General features: G+C 66.1%; 8 protein-coding genes. 3 read left to right on the forward strand and 5 right to left on the reverse strand.

The features are described 5' to 3' along the window. A partial coding sequence (locus FRC96_RS18075) for a mevalonate kinase family protein (RefSeq protein WP_230470416.1) occupies window positions 1–904 on the forward strand: 904 nt, incomplete at its 5' end. Window positions 905–1,076: 172 nt separating this feature from the next. Here the strand turns inward: FRC96_RS18075 and FRC96_RS18080 are convergent. The 3 genes from FRC96_RS18080 to FRC96_RS18090 all read right to left on the reverse strand — a co-directional run bounded on the left by FRC96_RS18080 (window position 1,077) and on the right by FRC96_RS18090 (window position 4,559). Further along, the gene (locus FRC96_RS18080; RefSeq protein ID WP_230470418.1) at window positions 1,077–1,835 is read right to left on the reverse strand and encodes a succinate dehydrogenase/fumarate reductase iron-sulfur subunit; all 759 of its coding nucleotides are present in this window, start codon (window positions 1,833–1,835) and stop codon (window positions 1,077–1,079) included. 104 nt (window positions 1,836–1,939) lie between these two features. Further along, on the reverse strand, window positions 1,940–3,862 hold the full coding sequence (locus FRC96_RS18085; protein ID WP_146976554.1) for a fumarate reductase/succinate dehydrogenase flavoprotein subunit: 1,923 nt from the start codon (window positions 3,860–3,862) through the stop codon (window positions 1,940–1,942). A 1-nt stretch (window position 3,863) separates the two neighbouring features. Next, window positions 3,864–4,559, reverse strand: coding sequence for a succinate dehydrogenase cytochrome b subunit (locus tag FRC96_RS18090; RefSeq protein ID WP_146976556.1), 696 nt, complete (start codon window positions 4,557–4,559; stop codon window positions 3,864–3,866). Between the two features lie 247 nt (window positions 4,560–4,806). On the opposite strand from FRC96_RS18090, the gene FRC96_RS18095 reads away from it, so the two are divergent. Further along, window positions 4,807–6,297: a hypothetical protein gene (locus tag FRC96_RS18095; protein ID WP_146976557.1), complete on the forward strand. Its 1,491-nt coding sequence runs from the start codon at window positions 4,807–4,809 to the stop codon at window positions 6,295–6,297. A 21-nt stretch (window positions 6,298–6,318) separates the two neighbouring features. Here FRC96_RS18095 and FRC96_RS18100 read toward each other — a convergent pair whose 3' ends face one another. Further along, complete coding sequence (locus tag FRC96_RS18100; protein ID WP_146976559.1) at window positions 6,319–8,928, reverse strand: bifunctional aspartate kinase/diaminopimelate decarboxylase; 2,610 nt, start codon at window positions 8,926–8,928, stop codon at window positions 6,319–6,321. A 326-nt stretch (window positions 8,929–9,254) separates the two neighbouring features. Next, window positions 9,255–10,802 carry an SUMF1/EgtB/PvdO family nonheme iron enzyme gene (locus FRC96_RS18105; RefSeq protein ID WP_146976561.1) on the reverse strand — a complete coding sequence of 516 codons (1,548 nt, stop codon included), beginning with the start codon at window positions 10,800–10,802 and terminating at the stop codon, window positions 9,255–9,257. Window positions 10,803–11,121: 319 nt separating this feature from the next. On the opposite strand from FRC96_RS18105, the gene FRC96_RS18110 reads away from it, so the two are divergent. Then, window positions 11,122–12,177, forward strand: a complete 1,056-nt coding sequence (locus FRC96_RS18110; protein WP_230470419.1) for a Leu/Phe/Val dehydrogenase — start codon at window positions 11,122–11,124, stop codon at window positions 12,175–12,177. The last annotated feature ends 293 nt before the right edge of the window (window positions 12,178–12,470 follow it).

Genomic DNA, 12,470 nt, shown 5'->3' on the forward strand with positions numbered 1-12,470 from the left:
CGCGCTCGTGCAGGCCACCGGGCGCTGCGTCACCGCCCGCCTCACGCCCGGCCAACGCGCCTACCGCGTTGAGGGCGCCGACCTCGCCACCGAGCTCGCCCTGCCCCGCGCCGCGCTCGTTGCGCTTGAGCTCCCCACCGACGCCGATGTCCTCCACGAACTTTCCCTCGACGTGAGCGCGCTCTACGAGGGCGGGCAGAAGCTCGGTCTGGGCTCCTCGGCCGCCTCCACCGTGGCCATCATCAAAGCGCTGGCCCCCGACCGCTCACCAGCGCAGATCTTTGAGCTCGCCCACCGCGCCCACCGCGCGCTCCAGGGCGGCCGAGGAAGCGGCGCCGACGTGGCCTCCAGCGCGTTTGGCGGCACCATCGCCTACCGCCTGACCACCTCCTCGCTGCCGGCCCCGGCCGATCTTCTGACCCGGGATCTCCAGCCGCGCGATGGTGAGGCGCACATCGCTGACGCGGCGATCCTCGCCGCGCTTCAGCTCCCCGCCGACCTCAAACTTCGCGCGGTCTGGACCGGCGAGCCCGCCTCATCGGTCTCCTTCATCAGAGGTCTGACGGCCGCATGGAATCAGGACTTCGAGGCGGTCGCCTCGACCTTGCAAGCGCTCGGCCGCCAGGCCGAGCGCGCCCTCGACGCCTGCCTCACCAACGACACCGCGCTCTGGCTCGACGCCTTCGCGCAAGCCGATCAGGGCATGGAGCGCCTGGGCGAGACCTGCGACCTGCCGATCATCACGCCCGCCCATCGCCGCCTTCGCGAGCACGCCCGGGAACACCGCGCCCTCGTCAAACCCTCCGGTGCCGGCGGAGGCGACTTTTCGCTGGTCGCCTGGCACCGCTCCCAGCCCGCGCCGACCGCCCTCTTTGAAGACGCGATCACGCTCGATCTTCACTGACCCAGGGTCCGCCCGACACTTGACCCACGGTCACCTGACACCCGCGCCAACGCTGAACCTCTCGCAACCGACGGTCAGCTTCCGACCATAAAAAAACCGCCGGCTCGCGCCGGCGGTTTTTTCGTTCAGACGATCGTCGGGGCGAAGCCTCGCCACACCCCGCCGGACCCGATTAGTGGTCGGTGAACATCGCGCGCAGGTACTCGCGCTTCATCGTCGCGATGTTGTCGAGCGAGATCTCTTTGGGGCAGGCCGCCTCGCACTCACCGATGTTCGAGCAGTTACCAAAGCCTTCGGCGTCCATCTGGTCGACCATCGCGCGCACGCGACGACCGCGCTCGGGCGCACCCTGAGGCATCAGCGCCAGCTGGGTGACCTTGGCACCGGTGAAGAGCGAGGCCGAAGCGTTGGGGCAGGCCGCCACGCAGGCGCCGCAACCAATGCAGGCCGCCGCGTCGAACGCGCGGTCGGAAAGATCTTTGCCGATCTTCACGGCGTTGGCGTCGGGCTTCGGGCCGGTGTTGACCGACACGTAGCCACCGGCGGCGATGATGCGGTCAAACGCGCCGCGATCGACCACCAGGTCGCGAATCACCGGGAAGGCCTCGGCGCGCCACGGCTCGATGACGATCGTCTCGCCATCGCGGAAGCTGCGCATATGCAGCTGGCACACCGTGGTGCCTCGCTCCAGACCGTGGGCCTGACCGTTGACCACGCACCCGCAGGTGCCGCAGATGCCCTCGCGGCAGTCGCTGTCAAACTCAATGGGCATCTCCCCCTTCTTGATGAGGTCTTCGTTGACCACATCGAGCATCTCCAGAAAGGACATATGGGGGTTCACCTCGGCGGAGTAGGACTCAAAGCGCCCTTCACTCTCCGGGCCGGCCTGTCTCCACACCTTCAGGTGTACGTTCATCGTCTCGTCGTGCATGGTTACTCCTTGCTGCGCATCTTCAGCGCTGATGGGCCTTCTGCCCGGCCAGCTCGGCGGCGCTATACGGCCTAACGAGCTGGCGAGGACTGCCGCCTGCCGACTTATTTGTAGCTGCGCGTGCTCAGCTCCACATTTTCAAACTCAAGGGGCTCTTTGATCAGCTCGGGCTCTCCGGCCTCCTTGAACGCCCAGGCCGCCACGTAGCAGAAGTTCTCGTCATCACGACGAGCCTCGCCCTCAGGCGTCTGGTGGTCCTCGCGGAAGTGTCCGCCGCAGGACTCATTGCGGTGGAGCGCGTCGCGCGCCATCAGCTCGGCAAGCTCCAGGAAGTCGGCCAGACGACCGGCGACCTCGAGCATCTTGTTGAACTCGTCGCCGCTGCCCGGAATCTTCACGTCGGTCCAGAAGTCGTTTTGCAGCTTCTTGATCTTCGTGATGGCCTCTTTGAGCCCTTCGGGCGTACGGCTCATGCCGACCTGGTCGTACATGATCTCGCCAAGGTCGCGGTAGATCTCGATGACCGTGCGATTCCCCTTCGCGCCCACGTCGAGCATCTTCTGCAGGTGCGCGGTGACTTCGTCTTCGGTGCGCTTGAAGTCGGCGTGGTCGGTGCTGATCGCCTCGACCTTGTTCTGCGCCAGGTAGTTACCCACCGAGAAAGGCACCACGAAGTAGCCATCGGCCAGACCCTGCATCAGGGCGCTGGCGCCCAGGCGGTTGGCACCGTGGTCGGAGAAGTTGGCCTCCCCGGCCACAAAAAGCCCGGGGATGGTGCTCATCAGCTCGTAATCGACCCACAACCCACCCATGGTGTAGTGCACCGCCGGGTAGATGCGCATCGGCACCTCGTAGGGGTTCTCGCCAGTGATCTTCTCGTACATGTGGAAGAGGTTGCCGTACTTATCGGCGATGGTGTCGCGGCCCTGATTCTTGATGGCGTCGCGGAAGTCCAGGTAGACCGCGCGACCGGTCGCTCCCACGCCCCGCCCCTCATCACAGACGTACTTCGCGTTACGCGAGGCCACGTCACGCGGCACGAGGTTTCCGAAGCTCGGGTACTTACGCTCCAGATAGTAGTCGCGCCGCTCTTCGGGGATCTCGTTGGCCGGCTTCTTGACGTCGGCCTTCTCTTTGGGAACCCAGACGCGACCATCGTTACGAAGGCTCTCACTCATCAGCGTGAGCTTCGACTGGTAGTCGCCGGACTGCGGGATGCAGGTCGGGTGAATCTGCACGTAGCAGGGGTTCGCGAAGTGCGCGCCCCGCTTGTAGCAACGCCAGGCGGCCGTGCCGTTGGAGTTAAAGGCGTTGGTCGACAGGAAATAAACGCGCCCGTAACCGCCGGTGCAGAGCACCACAGCGTCGGCCTGGTGACGCTCAAGCTCACCGGTCACGAGGTTGCGGGTGATGATGCCGCGCGCCTTACCATCGATCACGACCAGGTCGAGCATCTCGCGGCGCGGGAACATCGTCACCGTCTTATTATCGACCTGACGCATCAACGCCTGGTAGGCGCCCAGCAGGAGCTGCTGGCCGGTCTGACCGCGCGCGTAAAAGGTACGCGAGACCTGCGCGCCCCCGAAGGAGCGGTTGGCCAGCTCACCGCCGTACTCGCGCGCAAAGGGCACGCCCTGAGCCACGGCCTGGTCGATGATCGCCGTGCTCACCTCCGCCAGACGATGCACGTTGGCCTCGCGGCTGCGGAAGTCGCCACCTTTGATCGTGTCGTAAAACAGGCGCCAGACGCTGTCGCCATCGTTCGGGTAATTCTTGGCGGCGTTGATGCCACCCTGCGCCGCGATCGAGTGCGCGCGACGCGGCGAGTCGGTGATGCAGAACGCGTCAACCTGGTAGCCCAGCTCGCCAAGCGAAGCGGCGGCCGAGGCACCGGCCAGACCGGTCCCGACGACGATGACCTTCCGCTTGCGCTTGTTGTTCGGCGCCACGAGCTTCATGTCGTGCAGCCGCTTGCTCCACTTCTCGGCCAGGGGGCCTTCGGGAACGCGTGAGTCTAACGTCGTCATATCAACCTCCAATAATGTACAGATAGACCGGAATCCCCAAAAACCCCACCGCAAGCACCACCGCGATCGCCAGGCCCACCGCGTAGATGCCCTTCGACCACTGCGGCTTCATCGCGCCCAGCGACTGGAACGCGCTCCAGAAGCCGTGGCGAAGGTGGAAGCCCAGGAAGAGCATTGAGATGACGTAGAAGGCCACCCAAAGCGGGTTCTGGAACGACGCCGCCACCAGACTGTAGAGGTCGGTATGCTCTTTGCCGTCAATGATCACCGTGGCGTCCATAAACATCTTCTGGATGCGGAAGTGCCAGAGGTGCACCACCAGGAAGATGCCCAGAATGGAGCCGGTGATGATCATGTTACGCGAGGCCGGGTTAAGATTGCTCGGCCCGCCCTTGGTCACCACCCCACTATCGTAGTTGTTGCCCCGCGCGCGCTTGTTGCGCACCGTCGTGGTCACACCCCAGATGATGTGCAGCGCGATCACGGCCAGAAGCCCCATCTCAATCACATAGAGAAAGGGCCCGAGCAGCTCGAACTTTGAGGCGTAGATGTTAAACGCCTCACCGCCATCCGGCACGTAGAGGGTCAGGTTGCCAAGCAGGTGCACAATCACAAAGAGCACAAGCGCGATGCCTGAGATCGACATGACGAACTTGCGCCCGATCGACGAATTCAGGGCTTTTTTCAGTGGTATCATGGAAACAACTCCGAGGGTTCGGCCGTCCACCTCCGCCGCGCAAACCTTGCGCGCCACCGACCGATGAGGGGGTACGAGCCCGCTGCCAGTGTTGGCGCGTTCCTTAGCATGATTCACGCGCCCTTGAAAGACTTTCACCGGCTCAAGGTGCGCCCGGAATCAGCCTCTGGCAAGCTCGGAGCGCAGAGGATGCTCCGAACACCTCCGTCACCGGGGCCAACATCCGAGCCACGCGGGTATTTCCGCCATGTTTCAAACCCCCTTGAACATCCTGTTGCGCTGGCACCCTCAAGACGCGCCCTTTCGCCTGATGGCGCTTCTTTATGCCTTCGCCGGGCTCTGCCACCTCTGGCTGGCCGACGCCTGGATCCCCGAGTGGATCGTCGGGAACGCGCTCTTCCTGGCGGGCATCCTCGCGCTGCCCTACTCGCCATCATTGCTCCCCTGGGCAAGCTGCGCGCTGGGAAAGGCGCTGCCCCTTTTGATGGGCCGCGATCATCTCAACCAGTCCCTGCTGCTGATGCTCATTGCGGCCGCCGCGCTGCTGCTCTGCGCGCTGGGAGGCTGGCGTGCCGCGCGCCAATCCGCCGCTCTGGCGCGCGATGAAAAGGCCTTCGACCTCGACGCCCTCCTGCACGCCCCGGCGAACTCCGATGCGCCGGCGCTCACCGACGCCTTTCTGATCTTTGTGCGCGGGCTGACCGCCGCGGTGTATGCGATGAGCGCCTTTCATAAGCTCAACCGCGACTTCATCGACCCCACACTGAGCTGTGCCTCCTACGGCGTCGAGAAGCTCGCCGCCTACCTGAACGTAAGCCTCAGCGACCTCCCCGCCGGCCTGCTGCTTCGCCAGCAAGCACCCATGTTGGTCATCGGTGCCGAGCTGAGCATCGCCCTTCTCTATGTGACGGGCCGGCGTAAAGCGGCGCTGCTCATCGCCCTGCTCTTTCATATCCCGCTCACGCTGACGATGGCGCCGGCCTTTGCCTTTGTGATGCTCATCGGCCACGCCGCCTTCTTGAGCGCCGCCGATCTTCGCGTCTTCGCCGAGCGCGGCCGCCGCTTTGCGCCGGCCATCATCGCAGTCGCCATTGCGATGACGGCGCTGACTACCTGGATGCACGGTGGCACCGACGACTGGACGATGCTCCCGCGTGAGGCGCTGCTCTGGGCGCTGCTCGTCTGGGTGGCGCTCACCCCGCTCCCCCCGCGAGCGATCGGGCGCCCGACGCTCCCCGGCCAACCCACCTCCCGGGCCGCCCGCGGCCTGGCCACCCTGGCTGTGGGGCTCTATCTGCTGCACGCGCTCACCCCCTACCTGGGCCTGCGCTTCCAGCACACCGCCGCGATGGTCAGCAACCTGCGCATCGATCAGGGCTGCTGGAACCACCTGGTGATGCCCGAGCGCTGGCGCTTAAGCGACGAGTACATCCGCATCGACCGCGTCTACTTTCGAGAGCCCGGCTTCATCGCGGAGTACGAAGACAAAGTCCTCGACCAGCTCTGGAACACCACCCAGGTGCGTCAGATGCGTCGCAACTGGTGCAGAGACGAGGTGCGCCCCTTCTTCGTTGAAGGCACCTGGCGCGGGGCCCACTTTACGATCGACGACCTCTGCGCCGACCCGCTCCCCTGGCCTTTCGAGCGCGCGGGCGTCTTTGGCGAGGAGGTCTTTGAGGATCACCTGCGCTTCCAGCGCAACCTCCCGCGCACCTGCCCCGCAGCCTGTATTCATTGAGCGAACGCGGGTTTTCGAGTCTCACTGCTCCGGCTTAAGTGCCTCCAGCACCACCTCGCGGGCGGGCTCACGCAGGTTGTAGCGCGAGCTCATCGCCCGACCGTAGGAGCCGCAGTTGGCCACGAGCAACACGTCGCCCTCTTCACACGCCGGCAGCCAGCGCGCGTGGCCCAGCACATCGCCGCTCTCGCAGATCGGACCCACGATCTCGGCCTCGATCTCGGGCGCCTGAGCATGGCGAGTCAGGTTGACGATGGCGTGATACGCCCCGTAAAGCGCCGGGCGAATCAGGGTGTTCATGCCCGTCTCCACCCCCACGTAGTGGTAGGCCCCCTTGGTCTTGAGCTGGGTAACCCGCGCCAGCAGCACGCCGGCCTCCGAGACCAGAAAGCGCCCCGGCTCCAGCCACAACTCCAGCCCGGGGTGGGCAGCCTTAAACGCCTCCAGCGACGCGTTGACCGCCTGCAGGTCGAGCGCCTGCTGCCCGGCCCGCTCCGGCACCCCGAGCCCGCCGCCCAAATTCAACCAGCGCACGTCGGGGAAAAACTCGCGGCACTGCTCTAAAAACACCGCCGTCGACGACCAGGTGCCCGCGCGCCGCACGCCACTTCCCACATGGGCGTGCAGCCCCACCACCTTGAGGTTGGCCGCCGCGGCGAGCTCCGCAAGGCGCGGGAGCTCGTCTGCGCTCACCCCGAACTTCGACTTCGGCCCGGCGGTGCGCACGTAGCGGTGATGCCCGGCCCCCTGCCCCGGATCGACGCGCACCAGCACCTCCTGCCCCTCAAAGAGCTCCGGCCAGGCCTCCAGCGGGTGCAGATTATCGAGGGTGACCATCGCCCCGGCCTCAAAGCCCCGCGCGTACTCCTGGCGCGGCGCGAAGTTTGGCGTAAAAAGAAGACGCCCGGCCGCAAGGTTCGGGAAGAGCGTGCGCACATGCTCAACCTCCCCCGGTGAGACGCACTCAAAGCCGACGCCGCGGGCCTCCAGCGTGCGCAGGATCTCGGGGTTGGGGTTGGCCTTGATCGCAAAGAAGACGCGGTCGACCGCGCCCATCGCCTTGAGCCGATCAGCCTGCGCGGCAACTTCATCGAGGTTGTAGGCGTAGGCGGCGCCCCCTTCGGCGATATTCAGAAGATCGTCGCGTCGCTTGCGCCACCACGCGTCCTCAAAGGGAAGCTCCGGCAGCACGCGCCCGCTGAGCTCCTCCCAACTCGCTCCGAAGACCTGATCCGGCCCCTGCTCGCCAAAGAGAAGTTGATGAAGTATTCCGACCAGGCGCTCAGCCTGAGCCTCATCGACCACAAAGCTCAAGTTGAGGTCGCTGGCCGACTGCGACACCAGGTAAATCTGCTGCTCTTCAAAGACCTTCAGCGCCGGGGCGAGCTGGCTTAAGATCGAGCGCACCTGGCGACCGACCAGACTGACGACCGCGCAACCCTCCACGACCCGTGCGCGGCAGAGCCCGTTGAGGTCGGCGTGCAGCCTTTCCAGGGTGGACGGCTCCAGCGCGTTGGCCATCGGGTCGAGCGTCACGCTGACCTCCGCCTCCGAGGTCGCCACCATATCAATCGAGAGGCCGTGCGACTTAAAGACCGCAAAGACATCGGCCAGAAACCCGACCTGCTGCCACATCCCCAGCGTCTCCATCGAGATGACCGTGACGCCGGACTTCGCTGAGACCGCCTTAACCTGCGGGCCCTGCCCGGTGGCCTGCGCCGCGATCACCGTGCCGTCCTGGTCTGGCGAGGGCGTGCAGCGGATATGCAGCGGGATCTGATGCTCGCGCACCGGCGCCAGACAGCGCGGATGCAGCACCCTGGCCCCCATCGTCGCCAGCTCCTGCGCCTCGGCGTAATCGAGCCTGCGCAGAAGACGCGCGGTGGGCACCTGACGCGGATTTGCCGAAAACATCCCCGGGACATCGGTCCAGATCTCCAGGCGCGCGGCGCTCAGGCGCGCGGCCAGGTACGCCGCCGAGGTGTCGCTGCCGCCGCGACCCAGCAGCACGGTCTCGCCAGCATCATTGCCGGCAATAAAGCCCTGGGTGATGACCACGCGCGCCGCATCGGCCGAAAGGCGCGCCTGCAGCAGTTCATCGATCCCCGCGTCGCAGGCCGCCGAGATGTAGCGGCGGCGCAGCGGCGCGTTGGGCTCCTCGACCGCGCGCAACATCGTGCGGGCATCGGCCCAGGCGCTCTCCGGGATTTCGCGCGCCACGAACGCCGCGCCCAACCGGGTCGACATCAGCTCGCCCAACGCCAGGATCTGCGCGTGAACGCGCGGGCTGACCTCCTTGACCAGCGAGGCGCCCAGCGCGAGCCGCTCCAGGGTGAGGAGCTCATCTTCCAGAAGCGTCGTGGCATCGATCCCCAGCGTGTCAGCCAACTCGGTGTGGCGGGCCTCGACCTGCTCAAGCAACGCGTGATGTTTGCCCTCCGGGGCTCGCGCGATCACCTCTTCGAGCAGGTTGGTCACCCCGCTGAGCGCGGAGCACACCACCATCACCCGGCGCTCCGGTGCCTCACCCAGGCGCTCGCGCACCACGCTCACGATCGTCTCCCAGCGCTCCCGACTCGACACACTGGTACCGCCAAACTTCAAGACCACCCACGAGGTGCTCGTCGTCATCGCTCTCTCGTCACGTTTCCGCGTTTTTTGATTCGATTTCAGGGGCGTTTTGCCGCCCCGGGGTATACGCGCCCCGCCAGATCCTGTCGAGGACAGAGGTCGCTTAAACGCGCGAAATCTCACGACAAAAGGGCTGCAATCAACGCTATTTTGCCGGACGCGTTCGCTTGCGCGACTTCTGCAAACCTCCCGCCCGAGCCTTGCTGAAAAGCTCCAAAACACACCCCCTGCCAACCCGAGCTCAGCGCGAGTTCTCGCAACCTTTTGGACTTCAACCAGAAGCGTCGGTCAGTCTCTACGAGAGACCTCCTGACCCTGACGAGATGTCACCGTGGCTGCGGATCACGCAGCGACCACACGCATCGGAACGAATGATTCGCACGGCGCTCACCAGGCTCGTAGCGCCCCCGAGTGGCGCAGCGCAGCGCGAACTCCGGGTGCGCAAAGGAGCCGCCGCGCAGCACCTTGCGGGTGCCCCGCCGGGGACCGCCCGGATCGCGGGGCGGCGCCTCGCTGTAGTAGGTGCCCTCATACCAATCCGCGACCCACTCAAAGACGTTGCCGGCCATATCCTCGACGCCGTACGGGCTGCGCCCCGCGCTACGCTCCCCCGGGATGCCGGGCGCCGGGTTCTCGCCATACAACGCCAGCTCGGCGCCGGGAGGCGCGTCCCCCCACGGGTAGGTGCGACCGTCGGTGCCCCGTGCGGCTTTCTCCCACTCCGCCTCCGTGGGCAGGCGCTTTCCGGCCCAGCGCGCATACGCGTAGGCCTCCCGCCAGGTTACATGCACCACCGGCAGCTCACCCGCCCCCCGCGGCGCATTAAAGTGATACCACTCCTCATCGAGCTCAAGCCCGGTCTCGGTGGCAAATCGAAAGAACTGCGCCGCGCTCACGGGCGCGCGATCGATGTAAAAGGCCGAGAGCTCCACGCTGCGCATCGGCAGCTCCTCGCGGCGCGCCGACGGATCATCCTCGCGGCTTCCCCGCAGAAAGGGCCCGGCCTCCACCGCGCACATCGTCGCGTCCCCAAGCGAGGCGCGCAGCGCCTCAATCTGCGCCAGAATCTCACGGGGGTTGATCAGGCGATGCGCCGCATCCTGAGCCAACATCCTGGCCAGAAGCCCGGCGACTTCGGTGGCCACCTCATCGCCCACGCGCCCCCGAAGCACCGTCTGCACCTCACCGGCGACATCGCTCTCGGAGCCGACCTGCACCACCCCGAGCATCTGCGCCAGAAGCCGGGCGACGGCGCGGTAATCCTCCGCCAACTCGGGCGCATCCGGCCCCAACCACACGCCGCTGAGCGCAGCGCCCAGGCGGCCATCGACCTGCTCGCGCACCAGCACCCTGGAGGCCTCAAGCCGCCCATGCCGAAAACCGGCGCCGTGCATCGCGCGCAACGCCTCGATCAGATCCCGCATCAACGCCAGCGCCACCCACAGAGGCACGCGCTCGCGCGCGGCCAAAAGCTCATCGAGGCGCGCCCCCGGCGGCCAGTCCATCACCACCGAGACGCCCTCCTCGCCAGGGACGACGCCCACCACCTCAAGGAGTCCCGGGTGGGTGAGCTCAGCAAAGGAGCGCGCCCGAGCCTCCGCCTCCTTGAGCGCGCCCCCATCCCCTGAATGTCCCTGAATCATCACCGGACGCGCCTGCTCCACATCATGACCCGCCTGCCAGCGCACCCCTTCGGCCTGACTCACCAGGCCGAGCACCGCCCAGCGCTCCGCGAGCAGCGTCGAGGTGGGCGTGCCACGCACCGTCGCCGTGGCCACAACCTCCTCGCCAAGCGGCGCCTTGCACCGTCGGCACTGCGCCTGCGTTGCCAGGTTCCTCGCCCCACATTGTGTGCAGATCACCGATGTCGTCATCTTCGCCCGCTCCCGCAGTGCGCCGGTCTCGGAGGCCCCGCCGGCGTCTTATGATCGTTAAACGCGACCACTTTCCCCACCCCCCGATCCGCGGTCAAGCACAATCCCCTTTAAGGATCGCCCCCGGCAGCCCGGTGAGCCCGCACTCACAAAGCCCCTCGAAATGCCGTCTTTTCGTGACGCTACGCGTCAACGACAGTCCTTGCCTAACCCCACCCCCCTCACTATAAGTGCCCCCGAAACAGGAGGGTCGAGACAGGGGTCTTGGCTCACGTCAAACGCACGCTTCTCGCTACGCCAACGCCTGAGGAGATCGCTCGTGGACCTTTTCGAATATGCCAACTCTCTGAACTTCGGCGAAGTTCATTTCAAAACCGACGCCGCCACCGGCCTGCAGGCCATCGTGGCGATTCATAACCTTCAGGAAGGTCCGGCCATCGGGGGATGCCGCTTCATCGAGTACCCCTCCACCGCCGAGGCCACCCGCGACGCCCTGCGACTGGGCCGCGGCATGACGTACAAAGCGGCCATCAGCAACCTGCCTCACGGCGGGGGCAAGGCCGTGATCATGCGCCCGAAAAACTTGAGCGAGGAGCAGCGCGAGCGCCTCTTCGAAGAATTCGGTCGCTTTGTCGACTCGCTCGGCGGCCGCTACATCACCTGCGAAGACAGCGGCACCAACGTCAACGACATCAACGTCGCCCACCGCTTCACCGAGCACGTCCTTGGCTACGACCCGGACGCCGGCAGCTCCGGCGATCCCTCGCCGGTGACCGCCTACGGCGTGCGCCGCGGCATCGAGGCGGCCGTGAAGTTTAAGCTCGGCCGCGACTCCCTCGACGGCGTGCACATCGCCGTCCAGGGCCTGGGCGCGGTGGGCTTCTGCCTGGCCCGCGAGCTGCATGAGCTTGGCGCCACCCTGACCGTGGCCGACATCAACCCGGCCGCCGTCGAGCGCGGCGTCAACGAGCTCGGCGCCACCGCGGTGAGCGTGGACGCCATCCACGCGGTGGCGTGCGACATCTACGCCCCCTGCGCCCTGGGCGGTGCCATCAACGACACCACCCTGGCTGGCCTGCAGTGCAAGATCGTCGCCGGGGCTGCCAACAACCAGCTCCTGGAGAATCGCCACGGCCTGGAGCTCCACCGCCGCGGCATCCTCTACGCGCCGGATTACGCGATCAACGCCGGCGGCCTCATCAACGTCGCCCAGGAGTTCGTCGGCTACGACCGCGAGCGCGCCATGGCCAAGACCTCCGAGATCTACGAGACGATGCTGGCCATCTTCGATCGCGCCGGCTCCGAAGATCTTCCCACCGACGTGATCGCCGATCGCATCGTCGAAGAAAAGATCTTCGGAAAAGCGCTGCGCTGATCGCCCTCGCAGAGCTGGCCACACCCCCCTTAAAGACGCCCCCGGCCCCGGCCGCGGGGCGTCGTTTGCCTCTGGCCTGCCGGCTCGCCATCTCCACCCCCGACCTGCTCGCTGCGCCCCGAAACATAAGGCCCGACGGATGTAGCTTGACAGTCTACCCCCGATTAACCAATTCTGACCGCATTGTTCGGAGCCTTTTCCAGCGCCACAGGCATGACCAGGCGCTCAGACTTCGATCCTTAGCTCGCGCCTCACCGCGTCGAGCGCCCCGAAACTAACGTAAAGCTCCACAC

The organism is Lujinxingia vulgaris (assembly GCF_007997005.1).
GTDB lineage: Bacteria > Myxococcota_A > Bradymonadia > Bradymonadales > Bradymonadaceae > Lujinxingia.

Bases quoted from the DNA above. Each gene is read 5' to 3' on its own strand.
- FRC96_RS18085 (WP_146976554.1), bottom strand. From the start codon at position 3,862: ATGACGACGTTAGACTCACGCGTTCCCGAAGGCCCCCTGGCCGAGAAG.
- FRC96_RS18100 (WP_146976559.1), bottom strand. From the start codon at position 8,928: ATGACGACGAGCACCTCGTGGGTGGTCTTGAAGTTTGGCGGTACCAGT.
- FRC96_RS18090 (WP_146976556.1), bottom strand. From the start codon at position 4,559: ATGATACCACTGAAAAAAGCCCTGAATTCGTCGATCGGGCGCAAGTTC.
- FRC96_RS18095 (WP_146976557.1), top strand. From the start codon at position 4,807: ATGTTTCAAACCCCCTTGAACATCCTGTTGCGCTGGCACCCTCAAGAC.
- FRC96_RS18080 (WP_230470418.1), bottom strand. From the start codon at position 1,835: ATGCACGACGAGACGATGAACGTACACCTGAAGGTGTGGAGACAGGCC.
- FRC96_RS18105 (WP_146976561.1), bottom strand. From the start codon at position 10,802: ATGACGACATCGGTGATCTGCACACAATGTGGGGCGAGGAACCTGGCA.